We start from the raw sequence: 25501 nt of genomic DNA on the forward strand, positions 1-25501 counted from the left end.
CTGGTTCGGGCGGGCGGGTTCCAATCCGTGCCAAGGCCCGGCAGGCCCGACGCCTACTTCATGGTCGGCATAGTGAATTCGGCGCCCGCGCGGATGCCCTTGGGCCAGCGCGTCGTCACCGTTTTCAGCCGGGTGTAGAAGCGCACGCCCTCCGGCCCGTGCATGTGATGGTCGCCGAATAGCGAGGCCTTCCACCCGCCGAAGCTGTGGAATGCCATGGGCACCGGGATCGGCACATTCACGCCCACCATGCCAGCCTGAATGCGATAGGTGAACTCGCGCGCGGCATCGCCATCGCGCGTGAAGATGGCCGTGCCATTGCCATATTCATGTTCGTTCACCAGCCGCACCGCTTCTTCGAAATCGGGGCTGCGGACCACCGACAGGACGGGGCCGAAAATCTCCTCGCGATAGATCGCCATGTCCGGCGTCACATCGTCGAACAGGGTTCCGCCCAGGAAATAGCCACCCTCATAGCCCTGCAATTCCAGCCCGCGCCCATCGACCACCAGCTTCGCCCCATCGGCAAGGCCGCTGTCGATATAGGCTGCCACCTTGTCGCGATGGGCTGCAGTGACCAGAGGCCCCATTTCGGCTTCCGGATCCGTCCCCGGCCCCACCTTGAGCGCGCGCACGCGCGGGGCAAGCTTTTCGATCAGGGCATCGGCGGTTTCCTTGCCCACCGGCACGGCGACAGACACCGCCATGCAGCGTTCCCCGGCAGAGCCATAGGCCGCGCCCATCAGCGCGTCGCAGGCCTGATCCAGATCGGCATCGGGCAGGATCACCATATGGTTCTTCGCCCCGCCCAGCGCCTGACAGCGTTTGCCGTTCTGCGCCGCCGTCTCGTAAATATAGCGGGCAATCGGGGTGGAGCCGACAAAGCTGATCGCCTTGACCAACGGATCGGTCAGCAGCGCATCCACCGCCTCCTTGTCGCCATGAACAACGTTGAACACGCCTGCCGGAAGGCCTGCTTCGCTCAGCCATTCGGCAATCAGCAGCGAAGCGGACGGATCCCGTTCCGAAGGCTTGAGGATGAAGCAATTGCCGCAGGCCAGCGCCACGGGAAACATCCACATCGGCACCATAGCCGGGAAGTTGAACGGCGTGATCCCCGCCACTACGCCCAGGGGCTGGCGGATCGCGTGGCTATCGATATCGCGGCCGACATTTTCGCTGATCTCGCCCTTCAGCAATTGCGGTGCTGCAGTGGCGAATTCCACCACTTCCAACCCTCGCTGGACCTCGCCCAAGGCGTCAGACAGCACCTTGCCATGTTCGGCCGTGATAACCGCCGCCAATTCCCCCGCTCGGCCTTCCAGAATGCGCAGGAAGCGATTGAGGATGCGCGCGCGCTGCAGAGGCGGCGTGGCCGCCCAGGCCGGAAAGGCGGCCTGGGCGGCGCGCACCGCCGCACCCACTTCCGCCGCCGAAGCCAGTGGCACCCGGCCACTCTGCTCACCGGTGGCGGGATTGAATACGGGCGCGTTGCGTCCGCTGCCGCCCGCCACCCGGCGTCCGGCAATGTAATGGGTAATCTGGGCCATTCGCGCGTGTCTTTCTTCTGTCAGGCCGCCAGCATGTCGGCAGGATCGGTATAGGCAAGGCCAAGCGCATCGGCCACCGGGCGGCAGGTGATTTGCCCGGCACAGACATTGAGGCCCGCCAGCAGATGGGGATCGCGCCGCAGTGCCTCCTGCCAGCCCAGCGCGGCCAGCCGCAGGATATGCGGCAGGGTGACGTTGCCCAGCGCATAGGTGGAGGTGCGCGCCACGGCGCCGGGCATGTTGGCGACGCAATAATGGACGATGCCGTCCACCACATAGGTGGGATCGGCATGGGTTGTCGGGTGGCTCGTCTCGAAGCAACCGCCCTGATCGATGGCCACGTCCACCAGCACGGCGCCGGGCTTCATCGTGTGAAGCATGGCGCGCGTCACCAGCTTGGGCGCTTCCGCACCGGGGATCAGCACGGCCCCGATAACCAGATCTGCCTCCGCCACACAGGCGCTGAGATTGGCCTTGTTGGAAAAGCGCGTCTTCGCCCGTGCCTCGAAATGGATACCCAGCCGCTCCAGCACTTCTGCGGAACGGTCGAGAATGGTCACGTCGGCGCCCAGCCCCGCGGCCATCTGCGCAGCGTTGAAGCCCACCACGCCGCCCCCTATCACCACCACCTTGGCCGGCAGCACGCCCGGAACGCCGCCCAGCAGCACGCCGCGCCCGCCATGGGCCTTTTCAAGCGCGGTCGCCCCCGCCTGCACCGCCATGCGCCCGGCCACCTGGCTCATCGGCTTGAGCAGCGGCAACCCGCCGGAACTGTCGGTCACCGTTTCATAGGCGATGCACACTGCCCCGCTGGCAATCAGGTCCGCCGCCTGTTGCGGATCGGGCGCGAGGTGGAGGTATGTGAACAGGATCTGCCCTTCGCGCAGCATGGCCCGCTCGCCCGGCTGCGGCTCCTTCACTTTCACCACCAGTTCGGCCCGCGCGAAAACTTCTGCCGCTTCGGCCACGATTTCCGCACCGGCGCGGACATAGGCCTCGTCAGCCGATCCGATGCCCAGCCCAGCGCCGCTTTCCACCAGCACGTGATGCCCGGAATGGACCAATTCCTCCGCCCCTTCGGGGGTCAGCCCCACCCGGAATTCGTTGTTCTTGATCTCGCGAACCGTACCGACGATCATGATCGCACTCCTTTGGCGGGACTTGTGAAGGGCAGTCTACTCTACTTGCGCGAGCACTTCGGCCAGCTTGCCGAAGATCTCGTCAATGTGGGATTTTTCCAGGATCAACGGCGGTGAAAGGGCGATGATGTCGCCCGTCACGCGGATCAGCAGCCCGCTGTCGAAGGCGCGGTGGAACACATCCATCGCACGCCTGCCCGGCGCATCGGGGCGCGATGCCAGTTCGATCCCGCCGATCAGGCCGATATTGCGGCAATCGATCACGTGACGGGTGCCTTTCAGCGAATGAACGCCGTCGGCCCAATAGTCCTCAAGCTCGATCGCCTTTTCGAACAGGCCCTCGCGCTCATAGATGCCCAGTGTGGCAATCGCGGCGGCGGATGCCAGCGGATGGCCCGAATAGGTATAGCCATGGAACAGGTCGATCGTGCCTGGCGCGGCGCTGTTCACGATGGTGTCGTAAACTTCGCGCCGCACTGCCACTGCCCCCATCGGGACGGAGGCATTGGTCAGCCCCTTGGCCATGGTGATGATATCGGGCGTGACGCCGAAGCGTTCGGAAGCAGTGGCCTTGCCCACGCGGCCGAAGGCTGTGATGACCTCGTCGAAGATCAGCAGCAGATCGTGCCTGTCGCAAATTTCGCGCAGGCGTTTCAGATAACCGACCGGCGGCACAAGTACCCCGGTGGAGCCGGAAACCGGTTCCACGATCACCGCCGCGATGGTCTCCGCCCCGTGCAGCGCGATCAGCCGTTCCAGATCGTCCGCCAGTTCCGCCCCATGCAGCGGCTGGCCCCGGGTGAAGGAATTGCGCGCCGGATCATGCGTGTGGCGCAAATGGTCCACGCCGGGCAGCAGGGTCGGATAAGGGCGGCGATTGCCCACGATCCCGCCCACGGAAATGCCGCCGAAGCCCACGCCGTGATAGGCCCTCTCACGCCCGATGAAGCGATAGCGGCCGGCCTGCCCGCGTGCCTTCTGATAGGCCAGCGCGATTTTCAGCGCCGTGTCCACGGATTCGGAACCGGAATTGACGAAGAATATCCGGTCCAACCCTTCCGGCATGATCAGCGCAAGGCGCGACGCCGCCTCGAACGCCAGCGGATGGCCCAGTTGGAAGGTTGGCGCGAAGTCCATTTCCCCGGCCGTCTTGCGGATCGCCTCCACGATCTCCGGTCGGGAATGGCCGGCATTGACGCACCACAGCCCACCTGTGGCATCCAGCACCTTGTGCCCGGCCGCCGCGGTGTAATGCATCCCCTCTGCCCCCACGAACATCCGCGGATTGGCCTTGAAACCGCGATTATCCGAAAAGGGCATCCAGAATGCAGAAAGGTCGTTCGGCTCGCTCATGGAGACTCCTGAGTGGGAATTTGGGCTTTGCCGGACAGTAACCGGCCATGCTGGCAACCGCTATTCGGTTCGCATCGTTTTCACCTATCGGAAAAGCTGATAGCCATAGCCCCAATAAATCCCATTGGCTTAACCGGCCGATGACCGACACTATACAGCATGGGACAATGACGCTTCACCGGCGGCCGCCAATACAGCACCGGCGCACCGCTTCAGAACCCGGCCGAACCCGCACCCGTGGGGAAGGCCCAATAAAGGGGGTATGTCATGAAGATGCTCAGACTGATTGGAGTTGCAGCCATCGCGCTCGCCGCTGTGCCCGGCACTGCCTATGCACAGGATGAGGAGGAATCCTCCGGCGCGTGGGAAGTGGATGCCGGGATCGCCGCACTGACCGACTATCGCTTCCGCGGCATTTCGCTGTCCGGCAACGATCCGGAAGTCACCGCCGAACTGACCGTTTCCCATGAATCCGGCTTCTATGCCGGCACCTGGCTTTCCAACGTCGATCTTGATGACGGCGCCGACGATCTGGAAGTAGACCTTTCCGCCGGCTTCGCCACCGATCTTGGCGGTGCCAGCATCGACATTGGCGCGATCTATTACCTCTATCCCGGCAATGACGATTTCAACTATATCGAGTTTACCGGATCGATCGGCACCACCATTGGCCCGGCCGACATCACTGTGGGCGTGGCCTACGCCCCCAGCCAGGATGCGCTGGGCAATGTCGACAACACCTATGTCTACATCTCCGGCGAAGTGCCGATCGAGGGCACGCCCCTCTCCCTGCATGGCACCTTCGGTTATGAGAACGGCGGCTTTGCCGACAACAAGAAGGACTGGCTGGTAGGCGCCAGCTTCGACATGGGCGCAGGCTTCACTGCCACGCTCGACTACGTGGACACCGCCCATTCTCTGACTTCGCTGGGCGATGCGACTGCGGTATTCTCCATCAGCAAGTCATTCTAGGCACCTGGGCGGGGGGCCATGTCCCTCGCCCGCAACGCGAGATATGCATGACCACCGACATTGCGAGCTGGATCAGGGAACGAGGGATAGCCGAGGTCGAGTGCATCGTGCCCGACATGAACGGCATCCAGCGCGGCAAGGTTCTGCCCGCCAACAAGTTCCTCAAGAGCCTGACCGACAAGACCCTGCGCATTCCGGGCAGCGTCTTCATGGTGACGGTGACCGGCGATTATCCCGAGGGGATGGACGGGATCATGCCGGGATACGATCCCGATCTGGTCCTGATCCCCGACGCGACCACTATCCGCGAGGCGCCCGGCTTCGCCACACCCACTGCCTATGTCATCGCCGATGCCTTCGATGGGGATGACCATCCGATCGAGATTGCCCCGCGCCAACTGCTCAAGCGCGTGCTGGCCCTTTACGAGAAGCGCGGCTGGCGGCCGGTGATCGCGCCCGAGCTGGAATTCTACCTCGTTTCCAAAAACCTCGACGCGGATTTGCCGCTGGTTCCCCCGGCAGGCCGTTCGGGCCGCGCGGAAACCGCCAGCCAGCCCTTCGGACTTGAGGCACTGAGCGAGTTCGAGGACATTATCGAACAGATCTATGACTGGTGCGAAAAGGCCGATCTGAACATCGATACGATGATCCACGAGGCTGGCGCCGCCCAGCTGGAAGTGAACTTCATCCATGGCGATCCGCTGGCGCTGGCCGATCAGGCCCTGCTGTTCAAGCGCATCGTCCGGCAGGTGGCGCTGGAACACGGCGTCTATGCCACCTTCCTGGCCAAGCCCATGTCCGACCAACCGGGCAGCGCCATGCACATCCACCAGTCGATCCTGGACGTGGATACGGGGCGGAACGTGTTTTCCACCCAGAACGGGCGCGACAGTGCCCTGTTCCGCAGCCATATCGCAGGGCTGGTGCGGCTGATGCCGCAAGTGCTCCCGCTCTTCGCGCCCAACGTCAATTCCTTCCGCCGGATGCAACCCGATACGGCCGCGCCGATCAATGTCCATTGGGGCACGGACAATCGCAGCTGCGGCCTGCGCGTGCCGGTTTCCGGCTACAAGGATCGCCGGATCGAAAACCGCCTGCCCGGCGCCGATGCCAATCCCTATCTGGCCATCGCCGCTTCGCTGATCTGCGGCTATATCGGCATGGTTGACCGGATGCAGCCGCCCAAGGCCATCACCGGCAGCGCCTATAACAGGGCGCGCACCCTGCCCCGCACGCTGGAAGCCGCGCTGGACCGGTTCAGCCATTGCCGCCCGGTGAAGAACCTGCTTGGCGAGGATTTCTTCGACCTGTTCTACGCGATCAAGGAGACCGAGCTGTTCGCCTATCAATCGGTGATCAGTTCGTGGGAACGCGAACATCTGCTGCTGAAGGTGTAAGGTGACGGACCACGCGCCGTCCTATTACGCGGCGACCGCCAATTCCTTTCCCGAACAGCCCCCGCTGGCGAGAGAGGTTTCGGCGGATGTCGTGGTGGTTGGCGGCGGCTTTACCGGCCTTTCGGCAGCCTTGCATGCGGCAGAGGCCGGATTTTCCGTTGTTCTGGTGGAGGCCAACCGCATTGGCTGGGGGGCATCGGGCCGCAATGGCGGGCAGATGATCCCCGGCATGCGCTGGGGCGCGGCCGATCTGGCGGAAAAGTTCGGCAATGAGAATGCACGGCGGCTGGTGGCTGTGGCGAACCGTGCGGGTGACCGGGTGCGCGATCGGATCGCGCGCCACCGCATAGACTGCGCGCCCCGCCTGGGCCATTTCCACGCCGCCGCGAAGCCCGGCCACCTCTATGACATGCGCCGCGAGCTGGACTGGCTGGAACGCAATCTGGGCTATGAAGGCGCACGCATCGTCCGCATGAGCGATGTGGAAGAATTTGTCGCCAGCCCGATCTATCACGGCGGGGTGTATGACCGGAATGGCGGCCATCTCCACCCGCTGAACTATGCACTGGGCCTGGCCAGGGCTGCGCTGGATGCAGGGGTGAGGATATTCGAGGGCACACCCGCGCTCGACGTCGATCACGGCTCCCCGGTGATCGTCACGACGCCGGCGGGCACGGTTTCGGCAAGCCATGGCGTGCTGGCCTGCGATGCCTTCATGGCCTCGGTCGACAAGGCCCTTGGCCGGATGACCATGCCGGTTGCCAATTACAATGTCGCAACAGCGCCCCTCTCTCCCGAACATGCCGCCGCGCTGATCCCTTCCGGCGCTGCCGTATCGGACAGCAAGTTCGTGCTGAACTATTACCGCCTCAGCGCCGATAATCGCCTGATCTTCGGCGGGGGCGAGAAATATACCCCCACGCCGCCACGCGACATCCGCAATTTCGTTCGGCCCTATCTGGAGCAGGTATTCCCGCAATTGCAGGGTGTGCGGATCGATTATGCCTGGGGCGGTCTGGTAGGCGTCACACTCAATCGGCTTCCCGATCTCGGGCGGCTGGGCAATTGCTTCTATGCTCATGGCTGGTCCGGCCACGGCGTGCTGCTGACTACGCTGGCAGGCGAACTGATCGCAGACGCGATGCGCGGAACGGCCGAGCAATTCGACATGTTCGCCAACCTGCCCAAGCGTCCATTCCCCGGCGGCGCGCTGCTGAGCCACCCGCTCTATGTTCTGGGCATGTTGTGGTACGCCCTGAAGGACCGGTTATGATCGCCGACAGTTCCATCAAGGCGATGATCGCCGCCGAGCGTGACCTTTTCGTGGCGCGCAATCCCCGTTCGGCTGCCCTGGCGATGGAGGCCGCGCGGCACTGGCACCGGGGCGTACCGTTCCACTGGATGCTCGACTGGGGCACGCCCTTCCCGCTCTTCGTGGACCGCGCGCAGGGCGCAGAATTGTGGGACGTGGACGGCAATCGCTTCGACGATTTCTGCCTTGGCGACACCGGCTCCATGTTCGGCCACTCCCCTGCCCCAGTTGCCGAGGCGGTTGCCCGGCAGGCCGGGCGTGGGCTGACCTATATGCTGCCTTCCGAAGATGCGGTGGTAGTGGCCGATGAGCTGGCAACGCGGTTCCGCCTGCCCTTCTGGCAAGTCACCTCCAGCGCCAGCGAGGCCAATCGCGCGGTGATCCGCTGGTGCCGGGGCATCACCGGACGCAAGCGCATTCTGGTGTTCAATGGCTGCTATCACGGCGCGGTGGACGATGTATTTGTCGATCTGCGAGACGGCGTGCCCGAACTGCGCCGCAGCCTTGTCGGGCAGGTCTATGACGTGCGCGAACATACTGCCGTGATCGAATTCAACGATCTCGCTGCGCTGGAGGCCGAACTGGCGAAGGGCGACATTGCCTGCGTCCTGACCGAACCGGCGCTCACCAATGTCGGCATGGTGCTGCCCGATCCCGGCTATCTGGAAGCCATGCGAGGCCTGTGTACGCGCCACGGCACCCTGCTGGTGTTCGACGAGACACATACCATCTCCTCCGGCTATGGCGGCCATACCGGCACCTATGGCCCGCTGCCGGACCTGTTCGTCCTCGGCAAGCCGGTGGCGGGCGGCGTGCCTTGCGCGGTATTTGGCTTCACCGCCGAAGTGGCAGACCGGATGGAACGGGTCCGCGCCGAAGGGGAAACCGGCCATTCCGGCATCGGCACCACCCTTTCGGCCAATGCGCTGGCCCTCGCAGCCATGCGCGCCTGCCTTACCGAAGTGATGACGCCCGCCGCCTATGCCCACATGCTGCCGCTGGCCGCCCATCTGGCCCGGCGCCTGCGCGAAGTGATCGAAGGGCGCGGCCTTGACTGGCACGTGACCCATATCGGCTCTCGCGGCGAGTTCATTTGCGCGCCCGAAGCGCCGCGCAACGGTACGCAGGCCCGCGCGGCGATGCAGGGGCCGCTGGAACATGCCCTGCACCTGTTCCTCGTCAATCGCGGCGTGCTTATCGCCCCGTTCCACAATATGACGCTGGTCAGCCCCTATACGACCGAAGCCCAGGTCGAGCGGCTGGCAGACGTACTCGACGATTGCCTCAAGACACTGATCGGATGACCCGGATGACCAAGCCACCCTACAGCTCGAACAAGATCGCTTCCGCTGCGGAGGCCTATGATTTCTTCAAGGCCAATCCGGATATCGACGCGGTGGACATCATCTTCACCAATATGTGCGGCGTGCCGCGCGGCAAGAGGCTGCGCCAGCATGAGGTGATCGCAGTGTATGAATCCGGCCGTTTCCTGCCCGGTTCGGTGCTGGTGGTGGACATTACCGGGCGCGATACGGAAGAGACCGGGCTGGTCTGGGAAGATGGCGATGCGGATCGCTATGTGAAGCCCGTACCCGGCACGCTGGTACGTGCTCCCTGGCTGGGCGACCGTGCGGCGCAGTTCCTCACCAGCTTCTACGAGTTGGACGGCACGCCCAACGATCTCGACCCGCGCCATGTGCTGGGCCGCGTGATCGACCGGCTGGAGGCGGACGGCCTCACTCCGGTGGTTGCAGTGGAGCTGGAATTCTATCTGGTCGATGTGAAGGGCGGCAAGATCGAGCCTGCCGCCGGGCAGCTGACCGGCCATCGCAGCGATGACATCCAAGTCTATGGCCTGCGCGAATTGCAGGAATTCAAGCCCTTCTTCGACGATCTTTATTCCGCTTGCGATGTTCAGGGCCTGCCGCTGGAATCCGCCATCTCAGAATTTGCGCCCGGCCAGTTCGAACTGACCCTGCGCCACAAGGCCGACGCCCTGCGCGCCACGGACGAGGCGGCGATGTACAAGCGGCTGGTGAAGGCCATCGCCATGAAGCACGGCTTCGAGGCGACCTTCATGGCCAAGCCCTTTGCCGATCAGGCCGGCAATGGCATGCATCTGCACATCTCCATGGCCGACGGGCAGGGCAACAATGCCTTCGCCAGCGAAGACCCGGAAGGTGCCCCGCTCCTGCGCCACGCGATTGGCGGCATGAAGGCACTGCTGGCGGATTCCATGGCGATCTTCGCCCCCAACGCGAACAGCTTCCGCCGGTTCAAGGCCAATTCCTATGCCCCGGTCGCGCCGACATGGGGGGTGAACAATCGCACGGTCAGCCTGCGGGTGCCCGCCGGGCCGCCGCCGTCGCGCCATGTCGAACATCGCGTCTGCGGGGCGGATGCCCATCCCACGCTGGCAACCGCTGCGGTGCTGGCCGCGATGCATCACGGCATCGTCAACAAGATCGATCCCGGCCCGGCCGTGGTCGGCAATGGCTATGCCGATTCCGCGTCCGAAACGCGCCTGCCCAATCACTGGGCCGCCGCAATCGAGGCCTTCGAGAATTCTGACCTGCTGAAGGACTATCTGGGCGAACGCTTCGTAAAGAACTACGCCATCGTGAAGCAGGTGGAGATGGCGAACTTCATGGGTCAGGTGACCGAACTGGATTACGCCTGGTATCTGCGCAGCGCATAAGGCTGGCTTCGTTCACTGCCGACGGTGGTTATGCGCCGTTTCCATGAACATGTTCGCCGCATCGCTATGGCGTGTCAGGCGGCGCCAGCCGATGCCGATATCCACCGTGGGCAGGCTTTCCCGCGTGCGTTTTGACAGGATACGGTCGCCTTCAAGGCTCCATGGGCGATAGACGAGGTCAGGCATCAGGGTGATCCCCGCCCCGGTGCCGACAAGGCTGCGCACCCCCTCCATGGACGATGTGCGGAACGCCACGCGGGGCGGATGATCGAATTTCGACCAGATGCCTTCCACCAGCCCTTCCAACTCGTCGAGCGAGAGCATCACGACCGGATCGTTCTCCAACTGGGCGAGCGAAAGCCCGTCCACATTGGCCAGAGGGTGTGACGGGGCAAGCCATGCCCTGCATTCGCTGCGCAACAGCACTTCGTGGTCGATCGCGCTTCTCTGCTCCAGATTGGAGACGATCAGCAGCGCCAGATCCAGCTCTCCATTGACCAGCATGTGTTCGATATAGGCGCGCTTGTCCTCCACCAGAGAGACCTGGATGCGCGGAAACAGGCGCTGGAAGCGGGAGAGGAGGTCGGACAGGAAATAGCCGGTCACCAGCGGGGTAACGCCGATGCGGATATGCCCTTCGGTATGATCCTCGCCCTTGCCCACCCCGCCGGCCAGATTGGAGATCGCATCCACGATGGAGCGTGCGTGGCGCAGGAACTGGCTGCCTTCGCGCGTCAGCGTCACGCCCTTGGCATGGCGGTGGAACAGGGTGACGCCGGTTTCCAGTTCCAGCGTGCGGATCGCATCCGTCACGGCCGATTGCGAAATCCCCACCGCGCTCGATCCGCCGGACACCGAACGCGCTTCCGCCACGGCGATGAAATAGCGAATCTGGCGGAAGGTGATGTTCATCTGTCTTTCCGATAGCTCTCGCTTTGCATAATCGACTGGCGCGAAAGGCGATAGAGAGGTTTCTTATTTTCGCTCGGGCTGAATTGTGCACTTGCAGCATTTTCAACCTGAGGTAGCATCCCTTCCATGGGGAACAGCACCGGATCGCAACCGGGCACGAAAAAGGGGTCAGTCCAGATGAACGACTTCGAACTTCCGGCAAGTAAAGGGATGGGCCGCCGCTCTCTACTGCAGGCATTGGGCGTCGCGGCAGTTGGCATCAGCTTCGGCGGACTTGCCGCCTGCAGCAAGTCTGGCGGCGACAAGCTGGCCGCGACTGGCGAAGAGGCTACGCTCAACTTCTACAATTGGGACACCTATATCGGTGAGACCACGCTGGACGATTTCAAGGAAGCCAGCGGCATCGAAGTGAATATGAGCCTGTTTGCGACCAATGACGAATTGTTCGCCAAGCTGCGCGCGGGCAATCCCGGCTTCGACGTGATCGTGCCTTCCAACGATTTCGTGGAGCGCATGATCAAGTCCGACCTGATCGAACCGCTGGACCACGCGCAGATCCCGAACATCAAGAACATCGATCCCACCTTCATCGATGTCGCCTATGATCCGGGCCGCAAGTTCTCCATGCCCTATACCTGGCTGACGCTGGGCATCGGCTATCGCAAGTCCAAGGTGAAAGGCGTTCCCGACAGCTGGAAATATCTGTTCGATTCGGCCGAATATGCTGGCCGCATCGCCCTGCTTTCCGAAGCGGGCGACGTGATCCGCCTCGGCGCGAAATATCTGGGCCATTCGGTGAATGCGATCACGCCCGAGATCATCAAGCAGGTCGAAGCGATGATGATCAAGCAGAAGCCCAACATCAAAACCTTCCACGAGGACAACGGGCAGGATCTGCTGCTTTCCGGCGAAGTGGACCTGGTGCTGGAATATAATGGCGACATCGCCCAGATCATGACGGAAGACGACGACATCGACTTCGTGCTTCCCAAGGAAGGCAGCCAGCTCAATTCGGATACTTTGTGCATCCCCAAGGGCGCGCCGCATCCGAAGAATGCCCATGCCTTCATCAACAATCTGCTCGACGCGGAAGTGGGCAAGAAGATCACCGAAACGATCCTCTACCCCACCCCCAATGCGGCAGCGAAGGCGCTGATGCCGGATTCCTACAAGAACAATCCGGTAATCTTCCCGCCGGCGGACCTGCTCGCGAAGTGCGAATACGCTTCCTACAACGAGAAGCTCCAGCCGCTTTACGAAGAGGCCTTCACCCGCATCCGGGCGGCCTGAGCAACCAGATAGTCAGCCAGCAACCGGGGGGACGCGAATGGAGAGCTGGAAGAACCACAAGGCACTGTTCGCAACCATTGCGACAGCGCCGCTTACGTGGCTCATCCTGTTTTTCCTCGCCCCCCTGGGCATAGTCTGGCTCTACAGTTTCGGCACCAATCTGGGCCTGACCGAGATCGAAATCTCGGGCACTTTCTCCAACTATGCCCGCGCGCTGGAGCCGCTCTATCTCGGCATCCTGTGGAAGTCCGTGCTAGTGGCGGCGGCCACCACGGTGATCTGCCTGATCGTGGGCTTCCCGGTGGCACTGGCGATCGTCTTCGCGACCGACAAGTGGAAGCCATGGCTGCTGATGGGCATCATGCTGCCCTTCTGGACCAATCTGCTGATCCGCACCTACGCGCTGATGGCCGTGCTGCGCACCGAAGGCTATGCCAACCAGACAATCGGCTGGCTGCATGACAAATTCGGCTGGCTGATGACACTGGTGGGCCTGCCGCCACCCGGCGCCTATGAGCCGATGCACCTGCTCTACAACAATTTCGCGGTGATCTTCGGGCTGGTCTATGTCCACCTGCCCTTCATGGTCCTGCCGCTCTATGCCGCGCTGGACAAGCTCGACAAATCGCTGATCGAGGCCAGCCTCGATCTGGGCGCCGGGCATTTGCGCACCCTGCTGATGATCGTCGCTCCGCTGGCCGCGCCGGGCATCATTTCCGGCATCATCATCACCTTCGTGCCCGCACTGGGCGCCTATCTCACGCCGGACCTGCTGGGCGGGCCGGACAGCCAGATGATCGCCAATGTGATCGAACGCCAGTTCAAGCGCGCCAATGACTGGCCCTTCGGCGCGGCCCTGTCCTTCATCCTGATGTATGCGACCTTCATCGCCATTGCATTCCAGGCCATGAAAGCGCGCCAGGCGGAGGCGCGCCAATGATCGGCCTCGGCAAGCGCACGCCCATCGCGCCGCTGGAATATACCCGCCGCCTGTGGATGCGGGCATGGGTCGGGCTGGTGCTGTTCTTCCTTTACGCACCGCTGATCACGCTGGTGGCATTCAGCTTCAACGACAGCCGCCGCAACATCGTGTGGCGCGGCTTCACCTTCAAATATTACGAGAAGGCGCTGAACAACGACAGCCTGATGGAAGCGCTGGTGAATTCCATCACCATTGCCGCCCTCGCCACTATCGTCAGCGTCATTCTGGGCGCGCTGGCGGCGGTGATGCTGTGGCGCTTCCGCTTCCCGATGAAGGCCGCGGCAGAAGGCGCGATGGCCCTGCCCATCGTAGTGCCGGAAATCTGCATGGGCGTGGCCATGCTGGTGTTCTTCGCCAAGATCGGCTTTCCCAGCGACCTTGTCTGGCCGTTCAATCTCGGCGCGATCACTATCGCGCATATCACCTTCTGCTTCCCCTTCGTGACGATGGTGGTCCGATCCCGGCTCACCAGCTTCAACCGCGAGGAGGAGGAAGCCGCCAAGGATCTGGGTGCCAACGAATTTCAGGCCTTCCGCGATGTGCTGCTGCCCCACATGAAGCCGGGGCTGGTGGCGGGCGCGCTGCTGGCCTTCACGCTCAGCCTCGACGATTTCGTCATCACCTTCTTCACTTCGGGGCCGAACACCGTGACCTTCCCCGTGAAGGTCTATTCCATGGTCCGCTTCTCGGTGACTCCGGAAGTCAACGCGGCTTCCGCCATGGTCATCGCCCTAACCGTCATTCTCACCACGATCACGCTCAAGATGCAGAACCGCATGGGCACGATCGCGCAAGGTCACTGATCGCATGGAAGACAAGCAACCGATCATCCAGATCCGCAATGTGTCCAAACGCTTCGGGCAGGTCACTGCGGTCGACAATGTCTCGCTCAACATCATGCCGGGCGAATTCTTCGTACTGCTTGGCCCGTCAGGCTGCGGCAAGACGACCCTGCTGCGCATGATCGCCGGGTTCGAAATGCCCACTGAAGGCCAGATCCTGATCGACGGGCAGGACATGGCCAAGGTGCCGCCCAACAAGCGGCCGGTGAACATGGTGTTCCAGTCCTACGCCGTGTTCCCGCATATGAGCGTGGCCGATAATGTCGGCTACGGCCTCAAGATTGCGGGTGTCGGCAAGGAAGAACGGGAAAGCCGCGTGGCCGAGGCACTGGCACTGGTGAAACTTGACGGGTTCGGCGCCCGCAAGCCCAACCAGCTTTCCGGCGGCCAGCGCCAGCGCGTGGCTCTCGCACGCAGCCTCGTCATGCGGCCCAAGGTGCTGCTGCTGGACGAACCGCTTTCCGCTCTGGATGCCAAGCTCCGCGCCCAGATGCAGTTCGAACTGGCCGATCTGCAGGATCAGGTCGGCATTACCTTCATCACCGTGACCCACGATCAGGACGAGGCCTTGTCCATGGCCGGGCGCATCGCAGTGATGAACAAGGGCGACGTGGCCCAGCTTGCCACACCTTCCGACCTTTACGAATTCCCCGCCAATCGCTTTGTGGCGGACTTCGTCGGCTCGGTGAACCTGTTCGAGGGCCGGCTTACACTCGATGAGCCTGACCGCGCCTCGGTCGATTGCGCGGGACTCGGCAAGGTCTATCTCAATCACGGCGTCACCGGTCCGCATGGTGCGGATGTGTGGGTCGCGATCCGGCCAGAGAAGATCTATCTTCACGTGCCTGGCGAAGGCCGCGCCATTCGCGGAGCCGCCGAAGATGCGCCCGACGGGCACAATTTCGCGCGCGGGCAGATCAAGGGGATGAGCTATCTGGGCGACATCACCCTGTATGACATCCGGCTCGATTCAGGCGCCATGCTGCGCGTATCCCGCCCCAACCTGTCCCGCCGGGATCAGGAAGATTTCACCTGGGACGATCGCGTATCCATGCACTGGCGCGCAGACAGCCCGGTGGTCCTGCTTTCCTGACCATCCCCGCTGCCTATCGGTAAATTCGATGGCCCGCGCTTTTCTTTTCGTATTTCCTCCTGTGCGGCGCGGAGCCTAACTTCGCCTGACATAAGCAAGGCAGGAACCCATGGTAGACCAGTATAGCCAGTTCATCGCCGGCCAGCCGGTGAACGGGGACGAAGCGCCCGAAAAGGTGTTCAACCCTGCCAATGGCGGCGAGATCGCCAGCCTTGCCAGCGCCAGCCGGGCACAGGTGGAAATTGCCGTGGCCGCTGCGGAGAAGGCTTTCGCCGTCTGGTCACGCATGACGCCGGGCGAACGCTCGCGCCGGATGCTGAAGATCGCGGACCGGATCGAGGAACTGGCCGAAGAATTCGCCCGGATCGAAATGATCAATTGCGGCAAGCCCATCGGCACGGCTCTCGCAGTGGATGTGGGCAACACGGTCGATGTGTTCCGCTTCTTCGCCGGGGCCGCGCGCACTGTGCCCGGCGTGCCTGCGGGCGAATATCGCCCCGGCCATACGTCCATGCTCCGCCGCGATCCGCTGGGCGTATGCGTGGGCATCGCGCCGTGGAACTATCCGCTGATGATGGCCAGCTGGAAGATCGCCCCGGTAATCGCCGCCGGCAATTCCGTGGTGCTCAAGCCGTCCGAACACACGCCGCTCAGCGCGCTGAAGCTGGCGGAGGTCTGCGCGGAATTCCTGCCCGAGGGGGTTGTCAACGTCGTGACCGGCAATGGCTCCAGCGTGGGCGCCCAGCTTGTCGCCCATCCGCGTGTGCGCATGGTCTCGCTGACGGGCGATGTCGCCACCGGGCGCAAGATTCTGGAGGCCGTAGCCCCCACCATCAAGCGCACCCATTTCGAACTGGGCGGCAAGGCCCCGGTGATCGTGCTGGAAGATGCGGATATTCCCGCTGCTGTCAGCGCCATTGCCGAAGGCGGCTATTACAACGCGGGGCAGGACTGCACCGCCGCCTGCCGCGTCTATGCCCATGCCGCCGTGCATGACCGGCTGGTGGCCGAGTTGCAGGCAGCCATCGAGGCGATCCCGATGGGCGATCCGGCAGAGGCCGGCACGCAGCTCGGCCCGCTGATCACGGCCCGCCAGCGCGACCGTGTGGACGGCTTCGTCGCCCGCGCTGCCGCGGATACTCCGGCAGAGATCGTCACCGGCGGCTACGTGCCTGAAGGGCCGGGCTTCTTCTATGCCCCCACCCTGATCGCAGGCGCGCGCCATACGGATGAGATCGTGCAGAAGGAAGTCTTCGGCCCGGTCGTATCGGTCACCCGCTTCTCGGAAGATGCACAGGCGCTCGATTGGGCGAATGACTGCGAATATGGCCTCGCTTCGTCCGTCTGGACCACCAATGTCGGCAAGGCAGCGCAATTCGCCGCGCAGCTCCAATATGGGGTGACGTGGATCAACACCCATTCGGTCAACGCCACGGAAATGCCGCATGGTGGGGTGAAGAGTTCCGGCTATGGCTCGGACCTGTCGATCTATTGCCTCGAACATTACATGACGACGCGCCATGTGATGATTAAGCACTGATCCCATGTCGCGCCCCGTACTCGGAGTCATCGCCTGCCAGCGCACGGTGGGCATCGAACCGGCCCAGACCGTGATCGAACGCTATATTCGCGCGGCCATGAAATATGCCGATGTGGCGGCGCTGATCATTCCCTCCCTGCCCGATCTGATGACGGCAGGCGAAGTCGCCTCGCGCCTCGATGGCGTGCTGCTGACGGGCAGCCCCTCCAACGTGGAAAGCCATCGCTATCAGGACGAAGGCGGTGAAGGCCCCTTCGATCCCGGCCGGGACGAAATCGCACTCTCCATGGTCGGCCGCATGACCGATCTGGGCAGGCCCGTCTTCGGCATCTGTCGCGGCTTTCAGGAGATCAATGTCGCCCTTGGAGGCACGTTAAGGCGCGATGTGTCCACCGTAGGTGCTTCTCTCCACCACCACGCGCCCGACGAAACGCCCTTCAACGCGATGTTCGACCATATGCACCCTGTCCATCTGGCCGATGGGGGAATGCTGGCACAGGCGCTCGGCAAGCAGGACATAAGGGTTAATTCCGTTCATTTTCAGGGCGTTGGTAGATTGGCAGAAGGGCTGAACGTAGAAGCCACCGCGCCTGACGGTCTGGTAGAGGCCTATTCCACCCGGATTGGCAGCGCCCCGGTACTTGCGGTACAATGGCACCCGGAATGGCACCCTGAAGGCAATGCCGACAGCCAGGCCTTCTTCCGCCTTCTCGGCAGGATGTTGCGAGGGGAATGATGCCCATCACGCGCACCAATCGGTTTCTCGCCCGGATCGGGTTCTCACCCTGAAGGGGTGTTACGCATCCGTGTAACAGGCACGGCCAGCCCCCTTCTATCCGAGAGAGAACCGACATGCCCCGCAATTACGACATCGCCGAACTCAAGCGCCTCGACGTGGCGCACCATCTGCCTGCCCAGCAGGATTACAAGCTGATCGAGGACATCGGCGGCAGCCGCATCGTGACCCATGCGGAAGGCTGCTACATCCACGATGGCGACGGCAACCGCATTCTGGACGGCATGGCTGGCCTGTGGTGCGTCAATGTCGGTTACGGGCGCGAGGAACTGGTGGAAGTCGCTGCCGAACAGATGCGCGAACTGCCGTTCTACAATACCTTCTTCAAGACAGCCGCCCCTGCCACCGTGCTGCTGGCCCACCGCATTGCCGGTCTGACCGGCGGCAAGCTGCAGCATGTGTTCTTCAACAGCTCCGGCTCCGAAGCGAATGACACCGTCTTCCGCATGGTACGCCACTACTGGAAGTTGAAGGGCGAGCCGAAGCGCCAGATCTTTATCAGCCGCTGGAATGCCTATCACGGCTCTACCGTGGCGGGGGTGAGCCTTGGCGGCATGAAGTTCATGCATGAACAGGGCGATCTGCCGATCCCCGGCGTCGAACATGTCCGCCAGCCCTACTGGTTCGGCGAAGGCTTCGGCATGGACAAGCGCGAGTTCGGCAAGCTCTGCGCCGCTGCGATCGAGGAACGCATCCTTGAGGTCGGACCAGAAAACGTCGCGGCCTTCATCGGCGAGCCGGTGCAGGGCGCGGGCGGCGTGGTGATCCCGCCCGAAGGCTATTGGCAGGAAGTGGACGCGATCTGCCGCAAATACGGCATCCTGCTGGTGGCGGATGAAGTGATCTGCGGCTTCGGTCGTACCGGCGAATGGTTCGGCCACCAGACCTTGGGCTTCACACCCGATCTGGTCCCGATGGCGAAGGGGCTATCGTCAGGCTACCTGCCGATCAGCGCCACCGCCGTATCCAGCGACATTGTGGAGGTGTTGAAGACCGGCGGCGATTTCGTTCACGGCTTCACCTATTCCGGCCATCCGGTGTCCGCCGCGGTCGCCCTGCGTAATATCGACATCATCGAACGCGAAGGGCTGGTTGCCCGCACGCGGGACGAGACCGGGCCATATCTGGCCGAGGCGCTGGCCCGGCTGGAAGACCATCCGCTGGTGGGCGAAGCCCGCTCCATCGGTCTGCTCGGCGCAGTTGAGATCGTCAGCAAGAAGGGCACGAATGAGCGTTTCGGCGGCAAGGAAGGCACGGTCGGGCCGATCGTGCGCGATCACTGCATCGCCAACGGCCTGATGGTTCGCGGCATCCGCGATACGATCGTGATGTGCCCGCCCCTTACGATCACGAACCAGCAGATCGACGATCTGGTTGAGATCATCCGCAAGTCGCTCGATCAGGCAATGCCTGAACTGCGCGCCATCGGCTGATCGCAGGAAGCGCCGGTCGCACCGGACAATATCTGCTCCGCAAGGCGGCGGCCGGAAAGCCAGGCCGCCTCCACGCGGGGGCCGATCAGCCAATCCCCGCAAACGCCGAGGCTGGATGCGCCATCCCAGATCGCGCCGCGCCCGGCGTTGCCGGACAAGGCAAACCGCCAACGATGGCCGACGACTGCGACAGGCCGCTGCGAGGTCCCCGACGCGGCGAGAAACGCGCGGGACAATACCGCCGCCGCCCAATCGGGATCGCGTTCCAAATGTTCCCGCGACCACTCGGGCGTTGCATGAAGGGTCCACGCCTCTGCCCCTGAGCGTCCCGGCTTGGAATTGTTGCGCGCCGCCCAGGCGACGATGCCGCTGTTCGTCACCACGGGTGGGCCTTCCACCGGCCGGGCAAAGGTCAGCATGGCGGCCCAGCAGGGCGTCGAAGGAGCGGAAACCGCCACGCGCGCCATGTCTAGGCAATAGAGGCCCAGCAACGGGGCAGCCTGCTCGGCGGGCAAAGCAATCACAAGAGCATCGAACGGGCCGGCCCGTCCTTGCTCGAAGGCGATATGCCAACCATCTGAACTGCGAGCGATCCCGCGCACATGTGTGCCTGCAATGACATCGAGCTGTGCGGCAATATGCTTGGGAATGGCATTCATTGCCGGCACACCGACCCACGCGTCATCGCGTGCTTCGTTCCAGCGGCAGACCACGCCAGCGGCCTCCCACTGGCCGATCTGCCTGATGAACTCCGGATCACGCGCCACCAGAAACTGGGCGCCGTGATCGAAAACGGCATTGCCGCAATCTGTTTCCATCCGGCGGGACGACATTCGACCGCCGGGCGCACGACCTTTGTCAAAAAGGCTTACTGCATGCCCGTTCCGAGAGAGCATCTCTGCACAGGACAGACCTGCAATTCCGGCCCCGATAATCCCCACTCTCACCAGTGCGCACCTTTGCGTTCCGAGAGGTAAGTGGGCTGAGGGCTGGGAATAGTCATGGGCTCATCTGCGTTGCCAAGAACGCGTGCCCGAGCCAACATGGCCGAAGGGGCAGAGTCTTGCCCTCGGCAAGGGAAATGCTAACTTCCGATCATGGCCATTCACGACATAATCGAAGCCAGCCCGACCGCTGCAGTCATCAGCGATCCGCGTCAGCCCGACAATCCAATCATTGCCTGCAACGACGCGTTTGTGAGGCTTACCGGCTATGAGCGCGAGGAAATCGTAGGCCGCAACTGCCGCTTTCTAAGCGGGCCGGAGACGGAGCCGGAACTGACCGAACTGCTGCGCAACGGCATTCGCCGCAAGCAACCGGTAATGGTGGAAATCCTGAACTACAAGAAAGACGGCAGCCGCTTTCGCAACGCGGTAATGGTCGCGCCGATCTTCGACGATGCGGGGGAACTGGAGTATTTTCTCGGGTCGCAGATGGAAGTGGTCCTGTCCTCAGGCCTTTCCAGCGCCGACCGCTCCAGTCAGGCGCAGAACAAGATCGCCATGCTGACCGGGCGCCAGCGGGAAATCCTTGAAATGATGTCCGCAGGCCAACTCAACAAGCAGATCGCCTATGCGCTGGGCCTGAGCGAACGCACCGTCAAGATGCACAGGGCCGCCCTGCTCAAGGCGCTCGACGTGAAAACCAGCGCAGATGCCATCCGCCTTGCCGTCGAGGCCGGGCTTTAGCAGAAATCCCCATTATGCACCAAAGGACAGGTCGCGTTCGCTTCAGCGATACCTAATATGGCTTGTCTTCTCTGGACTATCATATCTCCACACGAAGTCGGACAGCTACCGGGTAGCAGCCATCTGCGCCTGAGTTGTCCTGTCAGCCTTTTCTTTGGCTGATCGAGGGCCTCGTCGCACTATCCCCCTTTTGCGGCGGGGCCCGCCACCCAGGGTGTCAGTTGGACGGAAGCGCCGAGGCGAGCATCCGAGGGATTCCGCCTGCACGGTAGACAGCGACATCTTGTGGAGTGACCAGTTCGGCCAGGGCCGTGAATTCCCCGCCACCCGAACCGCTGACTTCGATCCATAAGGGCGCGTGAACGTCTGCCTGATCCAGCCCGTGGATCGTCACGCGGCTTGCAGGATCGAGCACCGGCTCGCGCGTGTCCTCCAGCCGGATGGGCAGTACCCCCATGGCGATGAGGTTGCTGCGATGAATCCGTTCGAAACTTCGCGCGATCACGGCGCGCACGCCCAGCAGCGCCGTGCCCTTTGCCGCCCAGTCCCGCGCCGAGCCGCAACCATAGGCTTCGCCTGCCCAGATCACCATCGGACGCGCTTCGGCACGGTGCGACATGGCCGCATCGAAAATGCTCGTTTCTTGCCCGGCGGCATCCAGTGCCCGATTGCCTTCCGTGGATGCAAAGCGGTTAAGCAGGCGGCGATTGTCGAATGTGCCGCGCAGCATCACTTCGTGATTGCCACGGAAATCGCCATAGCCGCCGAAATCCGAGCGCTGCCAACCATTGGCACGCAACCATTCGGCCGAGGGTGATCCGGCAGAAATCGCCCCGATGGGCGAAATGTGATCGGTAGTAATGCTGTCCCCCAGCCAGAGCAGCACCGCAGCCTCGCGAATTTTCGGGGCGGGCTGTTCTTCCTGAGTGTCGAAGAAAGGCGGGCGCCGGATCAGAAGCGATCCGGCATCCCACGGGAACAGTCCTCCTTCCGGCGCGGAAAGACCGTCCCATCGCTCGTTGCCGAGCGGGATCGCGGGCTGGCTCTCGATCTCAAGTTGCGCCAGCAGCCTGCGCGCCTCGCCCGGTGCGGGCAGAATATCGCTCAGGCGCACAGCCTTGCTCTCACGATCGGAACCGAACGATGCGGCCTCCAGATCGACGGCCACGCTGCCCGCCAGCGCGGCAGCCACCACCAGCGGTGGAGAAGCGAGGTAATTTGCCCGGAGGCGCGAATGTATCCGGTTGGGGAAATTGCGATTGCCGGAAAGCACAGCCGCACCGACAAAGCGCGGATCGGCCTCCAGCATGGCGTCAGCCGTCGCCGTCAGCGCGCCGGAATTGCCGACACAGGTTGTGCAGCCGAAGCCGACCACCGAAAAACCGATCTGTTCCAGATAGGGCATCAGCCCGGCGCGGATCAGCAGATCTGCCATGGCGCGCGATCCGGGGGCCAGGCTGGCCTTGACCCATGCCGGAGGACGCAGCCCCAGTTCCACGGCATTACGAGCAACAAGCCCCGCTTCCAGCATCAGCAGAGGATTGGCGGTATTCGTGCAACTGGTGATCGCGGCAATGAACACTGCGCCATCCCCACTGCCTTCCACCCCTTCGCGCGCGAGCAAGCTTGCCGGAACCTGATCCAGCGGCAGGACATCCTGCGGGCGGGCAGGCCCCGCCATCACTGGCACCACGCTGCCCAAGTCGTAACTCAGAGTGCGACTGTAGCGGCGTTCCTGGCCGTCCTGCGCCCAAAGCCCGCTCCGCCTTGCATAGGCCTCGTAGAGCGCCAGTTCCTCCTCGCTGCGGCCCATGGACCGCAAATAGCGCAGAGTCTCGCCATCCACTGCGAACAGCCCGGCAGTCGCCCCATATTCGGGGCACATATTGGCGATCGCGGCCCGGTCCGGCAGGCTAAGGCTGGTCGCGCCGGGGCCAGTGAACTCGATCACCTGATCGACCACGCCTTGCCCGCGCAGAAACGCCGTAAGGCTCAGGGCGGCATCGGTCGCGCTCACGCCCGGTGCGAGCGCCCCGGCCAGTACGACCTGCGTCACCGGGGGGATCGGAATGTCGGAAATCTGGCCCAGAGCCGCGACTTCAGCCTCGATCCCGCCAACGCCCCAGCCCAGAATGCCCAGCGCATTGATCATGGTAGTGTGGCTATCGGTGCCGATCACCACTTCGGGCAGGATAAGGCCGCTGCCATCCCCCGCCGGGCGGGCAATGGCCGAAAGGCGCTCAAGATTGATCTGGTGGCAAATGCCATTGCCCGGCGGCACCACCCGCAGCGATGCGAAAGCGCCCTCGGCCCATTTGAAGAAGCCGTAGCGTTCGACATTTCGTTCGAACTCCAGCGCGATGTTGCGTTCGGCCGCATCCGCAACCCCGCTGAAATCGACCTTCACCGAATGATCGATCACCAGATCGATTGGCACTGCGGGATCGATCTGCCTGCCCACCTGCGCCGCCTTGTCCCGCAGGGCCGCGAGATCGACCAAAGCGGCGACGCCTGCCGTATCCTGCATCAGGATACGCGTCGGGGCGAAGGGAACGGTCAGCCCGTCCCGCCTGCCGTCCAGCCATTTGGCGAAGCCTTCCGCAATTGCAGGATCGGCCCCGTGGCCCAGCGCATTTTCCAGCAGCAGGCGCAGCGAGCGCGGCAAGCCCACCAGCCGCTGCCGCATGGGGCCGTCCAGCCTGTCCCAAGCCGTCAGGAGCTGATCCGTCATGGTCCAGCTCAGCCCGCGATCCTGCTGCGCAGACGGGCCAGCGTGCCGCCCTGCTTCACCTTGCCGGGCAATGGGTGGCCGACGATGTCTTCCGCCAGCAGGGCACATTCGATCAGCTTTTCCAGATCGACCCCGGTGGCAACGCCCATTTCCTCGCACATCAACACGAAATCCTCCGTGCAGATATTCCCCGCCGCGCCCTTATGCGCCGCAAAGGGGCAGCCCCCCAGCCCGGCAACGGCAGCGTCGAAATGGCGCACGCCCATCTGCAGGCCCGCATAGGCATTGGCGAGGCCCAGCCCGCGCGTATCGTGGAGGTGGAGCGACAATTCGAGCTGGGGATAGGCATCGCGCACCATGCCCACCACGCGGCGGATACGCTCCGGCGTGGCCCAGGCCATGGTGTCACCCAGCCCGACGATCTCCAGCGCCTCGCCTTCTGCGGCCGCGATGGCGAGCAACTGGCCGACCAGTTCCACCACGCGTTCCGGCGCCACATCCCCGGCGAAATTGCAGCCGAAGGCAGCTGTGACGAATCCGGTGCGCACCGGAATGCCGTGATCGCGATACATGCGGATCAGTTCCGGCTGTGCCGCCAGTTGCTGATCCGGCGTGCGGTTCTGGTTGCGCTTCAGGAAGGCATCGGAGGCATAGAGCGTCAGCTTGCCGTCCAGCACCAGCCGCCCGGTGGCGATAGCGCGTTCCAGCCCCTTTGCGTTGAGCCACAAGCCAGCATAGGCAACATCCGGCTGCGGCGTGAAACCGGCGACGACCTGTTCGGCATCGGCCATGCCCGGGACCAGAGAGGGGTTTACGAAGGACACGATCTGGATATGACGGAGCCCGGTCTGCGACAGGGCATCGATCAATTCGATCTTGCGCGCCGTGGCGATATCGCCGCCTTCGATCTGGAAACCTTCGCGGGGGCCTTCTTCCTTGATGAAGACGCGATCGGGGAGTTGGGTCATTTGTACCATTTTACTGCAATGCCTTGTTGACAAGGGGCACTAACGTTCCGCTATGTAGAACGCGGGTTCGAATTGGGACGTAAGAGAGGGGTTGGTATGAATTCCAAGGGCGGCGTGGCCGCAGTCGATCGGGCGTTTGCGATCATGCAGGCGTTCACACATCAGCGTCCGGTCATGACGCTGGCCGAAATCTCGCGCGTGACGGGGCTCTACAAGAGCACGATCCTGCGCCTGCTCGGATCGCTGGAGAAATCCTACTTCGTGGTGCAGCGCGCCGACGGCAGCTATCAACTTGGCCCCGGCCTGCTGGAACTGGCCAGCATCTACCAGGATTCCTTCGACCTGCGGCAGTTCGTGCATCCCACGCTGGAACGGCTGGTGGCCGAAACGGGCGAAGGCGCCAGCTTCTTCATCCGCCATGCCGAAATGCAGATGTGCCTGTTCCGCGTGGACGGCAACCAGACCATTCGCGACTACACGATCCGCCTGGGCGACCGTCGCCCGCTGGACAAGGGAGCCTCTGCCGAAGCCTTCCGCAAGTTCGAGGACAAAGGCGGCCCCTATACGGTGGACGATCTGGTCGTCGGATCGTTTGGCGCGGTGACGCCGGAAATGGCCGCGCTGGCGGCTCCGGTCTTCGGCCAGGGCAATGACCTTGTAGGCGTGATCACCCTGTCCGGCCCGCTCTCGCGCTTTGACGAGCCTGCGGTCGCGCGATTGAAGCCGATCCTTGCCGAGCAGATCGTGACCTTGTCCCGTATGCTCGGCGCACAGCCCGGGCTGTTCCGGGGCGTCTGACGCCCCG

At 63.3% G+C, this 25501-nt stretch carries 21 protein-coding genes; 14 read left to right on the forward strand and 7 right to left on the reverse strand.

What is annotated here, in order from left to right:
• Positions 1–53: 53 nt before the first annotated feature.
• Genes SZ64_RS09375 through SZ64_RS09385 form a run of 3 tightly spaced genes read right to left on the reverse strand, consistent with a single transcriptional unit; the run spans position 54 to position 4042 of the window.
• Positions 54–1550: a CoA-acylating methylmalonate-semialdehyde dehydrogenase gene (locus SZ64_RS09375; RefSeq protein ID WP_054530578.1), complete on the reverse strand. Its 1497-nt coding sequence runs from the start codon at positions 1548–1550 to the stop codon at positions 54–56.
• 20 nt (positions 1551–1570) lie between these two features.
• The gene (ald, locus tag SZ64_RS09380; RefSeq protein ID WP_054530579.1) at positions 1571–2689 is read right to left on the reverse strand and encodes an alanine dehydrogenase; all 1119 of its coding nucleotides are present in this window, start codon (positions 2687–2689) and stop codon (positions 1571–1573) included.
• A 36-nt stretch (positions 2690–2725) separates the two neighbouring features.
• A complete protein-coding gene (locus tag SZ64_RS09385) occupies positions 2726–4042 on the reverse strand; it encodes an aspartate aminotransferase family protein (protein WP_054530580.1) in 1317 nt (438 codons plus the stop codon).
• Positions 4043–4309: 267 nt separating this feature from the next.
• Between SZ64_RS09385 and SZ64_RS09390 the strand changes: the two genes are divergently transcribed.
• From SZ64_RS09390 to SZ64_RS09410, 5 genes are read left to right on the forward strand one after another with little or no spacing between them, the layout of a single operon-like run.
• Positions 4310–5014, forward strand: coding sequence for a TorF family putative porin (locus SZ64_RS09390; RefSeq protein ID WP_054530581.1), 705 nt, complete (start codon positions 4310–4312; stop codon positions 5012–5014).
• Positions 5015–5061: 47 nt separating this feature from the next.
• The gene (locus SZ64_RS09395) at positions 5062–6411 is read left to right on the forward strand and encodes a glutamine synthetase family protein (protein ID WP_054530582.1); all 1350 of its coding nucleotides are present in this window, start codon (positions 5062–5064) and stop codon (positions 6409–6411) included.
• A 1-nt stretch (position 6412) separates the two neighbouring features.
• Complete coding sequence (locus SZ64_RS09400) at positions 6413–7684, forward strand: FAD-binding oxidoreductase (RefSeq protein ID WP_054530583.1); 1272 nt, start codon at positions 6413–6415, stop codon at positions 7682–7684.
• Positions 7681–9027, forward strand: coding sequence for an aspartate aminotransferase family protein (locus SZ64_RS09405; RefSeq protein WP_054530584.1), 1347 nt, complete (start codon positions 7681–7683; stop codon positions 9025–9027). Before SZ64_RS09400 ends, SZ64_RS09405 begins: the two co-directional genes overlap by 4 nt.
• Positions 9028–9032: 5 nt before the next feature.
• Positions 9033–10421 carry a glutamine synthetase family protein gene (locus SZ64_RS09410; RefSeq protein WP_054532181.1) on the forward strand — a complete coding sequence of 463 codons (1389 nt, stop codon included), beginning with the start codon at positions 9033–9035 and terminating at the stop codon, positions 10419–10421.
• A gap of 12 nt (positions 10422–10433) precedes the next feature.
• On the opposite strand, the gene SZ64_RS09415 is transcribed toward SZ64_RS09410, so the two are convergent.
• Positions 10434–11333 carry a LysR family transcriptional regulator gene (locus tag SZ64_RS09415; RefSeq protein WP_054530585.1) on the reverse strand — a complete coding sequence of 300 codons (900 nt, stop codon included), beginning with the start codon at positions 11331–11333 and terminating at the stop codon, positions 10434–10436.
• Between the two features lie 177 nt (positions 11334–11510).
• On the opposite strand from SZ64_RS09415, the gene SZ64_RS09420 reads away from it, so the two are divergent.
• From SZ64_RS09420 to SZ64_RS09450, 7 genes are all read left to right on the forward strand, one after another.
• Positions 11511–12623: a spermidine/putrescine ABC transporter substrate-binding protein gene (locus SZ64_RS09420; protein ID WP_054530586.1), complete on the forward strand. Its 1113-nt coding sequence runs from the start codon at positions 11511–11513 to the stop codon at positions 12621–12623.
• Positions 12624–12660: 37 nt separating this feature from the next.
• Complete coding sequence (locus SZ64_RS09425) at positions 12661–13563, forward strand: ABC transporter permease (protein ID WP_054530587.1); 903 nt, start codon at positions 12661–12663, stop codon at positions 13561–13563.
• Complete coding sequence (locus SZ64_RS09430) at positions 13560–14408, forward strand: ABC transporter permease (RefSeq protein WP_054530588.1); 849 nt, start codon at positions 13560–13562, stop codon at positions 14406–14408. The genes SZ64_RS09425 and SZ64_RS09430 overlap by 4 nt, the downstream gene beginning before the upstream one ends.
• Before the next feature lie 4 nt (positions 14409–14412).
• Positions 14413–15540 (forward strand): ABC transporter ATP-binding protein, encoded by a 1128-nt coding sequence (locus SZ64_RS09435; RefSeq protein WP_054530589.1) that lies wholly within the window; start codon positions 14413–14415, stop codon positions 15538–15540.
• 109 nt (positions 15541–15649) lie between these two features.
• Positions 15650–17080, forward strand: a complete 1431-nt coding sequence (locus SZ64_RS09440; RefSeq protein WP_054530590.1) for a gamma-aminobutyraldehyde dehydrogenase — start codon at positions 15650–15652, stop codon at positions 17078–17080.
• Between the two features lie 4 nt (positions 17081–17084).
• Entirely contained in the window at positions 17085–17816 is a 732-nt protein-coding gene (locus tag SZ64_RS09445) for a gamma-glutamyl-gamma-aminobutyrate hydrolase family protein (protein WP_054530591.1), read from the forward strand.
• Positions 17817–17932: 116 nt separating this feature from the next.
• Positions 17933–19309: an aspartate aminotransferase family protein gene (locus tag SZ64_RS09450; protein ID WP_054530592.1), complete on the forward strand. Its 1377-nt coding sequence runs from the start codon at positions 17933–17935 to the stop codon at positions 19307–19309.
• Here the strand turns inward: SZ64_RS09450 and SZ64_RS09455 are convergent.
• Entirely contained in the window at positions 19276–20256 is a 981-nt protein-coding gene (locus tag SZ64_RS09455; protein ID WP_054530593.1) for an FAD-dependent oxidoreductase, read from the reverse strand. The two genes, SZ64_RS09450 and SZ64_RS09455, sit on opposite strands and share 34 nt — an antisense overlap.
• A 150-nt stretch (positions 20257–20406) precedes the next feature.
• On the opposite strand from SZ64_RS09455, the gene SZ64_RS09460 reads away from it, so the two are divergent.
• Positions 20407–20997: a PAS domain-containing protein gene (locus SZ64_RS09460; RefSeq protein ID WP_054530594.1), complete on the forward strand. Its 591-nt coding sequence runs from the start codon at positions 20407–20409 to the stop codon at positions 20995–20997.
• Positions 20998–21214: 217 nt separating this feature from the next.
• Here SZ64_RS09460 and acnA read toward each other — a convergent pair whose 3' ends face one another.
• On the reverse strand, positions 21215–23728 hold the full coding sequence (gene acnA, locus SZ64_RS09465) for an aconitate hydratase AcnA (protein ID WP_162225100.1): 2514 nt from the start codon (positions 23726–23728) through the stop codon (positions 21215–21217).
• 8 nt (positions 23729–23736) lie between these two features.
• Entirely contained in the window at positions 23737–24696 is a 960-nt protein-coding gene (locus SZ64_RS09470; RefSeq protein WP_054530596.1) for a hydroxymethylglutaryl-CoA lyase, read from the reverse strand.
• A 96-nt stretch (positions 24697–24792) separates the two neighbouring features.
• Here SZ64_RS09470 and SZ64_RS09475 point away from each other — a divergent pair, with 96 nt between their 5' ends.
• Positions 24793–25494, forward strand: coding sequence for a helix-turn-helix domain-containing protein (locus SZ64_RS09475; RefSeq protein ID WP_054530597.1), 702 nt, complete (start codon positions 24793–24795; stop codon positions 25492–25494).
• The last annotated feature ends 7 nt before the right edge of the window (positions 25495–25501 follow it).

The organism is Erythrobacter sp. SG61-1L (assembly GCF_001305965.1).
Taxonomy (GTDB): domain Bacteria; phylum Pseudomonadota; class Alphaproteobacteria; order Sphingomonadales; family Sphingomonadaceae; genus Andeanibacterium.

Bases quoted from the DNA above. Each gene is read 5' to 3' on its own strand.
- SZ64_RS09420 (WP_054530586.1), top strand. From the start codon at position 11,511: ATGAACGACTTCGAACTTCCGGCAAGTAAAGGGATGGGCCGCCGCTCT.
- SZ64_RS09475 (WP_054530597.1), top strand. From the start codon at position 24,793: ATGAATTCCAAGGGCGGCGTGGCCGCAGTCGATCGGGCGTTTGCGATC.
- SZ64_RS09445 (WP_054530591.1), top strand. From the start codon at position 17,085: ATGTCGCGCCCCGTACTCGGAGTCATCGCCTGCCAGCGCACGGTGGGC.
- acnA (WP_162225100.1), bottom strand. From the start codon at position 23,728: ATGACGGATCAGCTCCTGACGGCTTGGGACAGGCTGGACGGCCCCATG.
- SZ64_RS09405 (WP_054530584.1), top strand. From the start codon at position 7,681: ATGATCGCCGACAGTTCCATCAAGGCGATGATCGCCGCCGAGCGTGAC.
- SZ64_RS09435 (WP_054530589.1), top strand. From the start codon at position 14,413: ATGGAAGACAAGCAACCGATCATCCAGATCCGCAATGTGTCCAAACGC.
- SZ64_RS09430 (WP_054530588.1), top strand. From the start codon at position 13,560: ATGATCGGCCTCGGCAAGCGCACGCCCATCGCGCCGCTGGAATATACC.
- SZ64_RS09425 (WP_054530587.1), top strand. From the start codon at position 12,661: ATGGAGAGCTGGAAGAACCACAAGGCACTGTTCGCAACCATTGCGACA.
- SZ64_RS09390 (WP_054530581.1), top strand. From the start codon at position 4,310: ATGAAGATGCTCAGACTGATTGGAGTTGCAGCCATCGCGCTCGCCGCT.
- SZ64_RS09450 (WP_054530592.1), top strand. From the start codon at position 17,933: ATGCCCCGCAATTACGACATCGCCGAACTCAAGCGCCTCGACGTGGCG.
- SZ64_RS09470 (WP_054530596.1), bottom strand. From the start codon at position 24,696: ATGACCCAACTCCCCGATCGCGTCTTCATCAAGGAAGAAGGCCCCCGC.
- SZ64_RS09385 (WP_054530580.1), bottom strand. From the start codon at position 4,042: ATGAGCGAGCCGAACGACCTTTCTGCATTCTGGATGCCCTTTTCGGAT.
- SZ64_RS09410 (WP_054532181.1), top strand. From the start codon at position 9,033: ATGACCAAGCCACCCTACAGCTCGAACAAGATCGCTTCCGCTGCGGAG.
- SZ64_RS09440 (WP_054530590.1), top strand. From the start codon at position 15,650: ATGGTAGACCAGTATAGCCAGTTCATCGCCGGCCAGCCGGTGAACGGG.
- SZ64_RS09395 (WP_054530582.1), top strand. From the start codon at position 5,062: ATGACCACCGACATTGCGAGCTGGATCAGGGAACGAGGGATAGCCGAG.
- SZ64_RS09460 (WP_054530594.1), top strand. From the start codon at position 20,407: ATGGCCATTCACGACATAATCGAAGCCAGCCCGACCGCTGCAGTCATC.
- SZ64_RS09415 (WP_054530585.1), bottom strand. From the start codon at position 11,333: ATGAACATCACCTTCCGCCAGATTCGCTATTTCATCGCCGTGGCGGAA.
- SZ64_RS09375 (WP_054530578.1), bottom strand. From the start codon at position 1,550: ATGGCCCAGATTACCCATTACATTGCCGGACGCCGGGTGGCGGGCGGC.
- ald (WP_054530579.1), bottom strand. From the start codon at position 2,689: ATGATCGTCGGTACGGTTCGCGAGATCAAGAACAACGAATTCCGGGTG.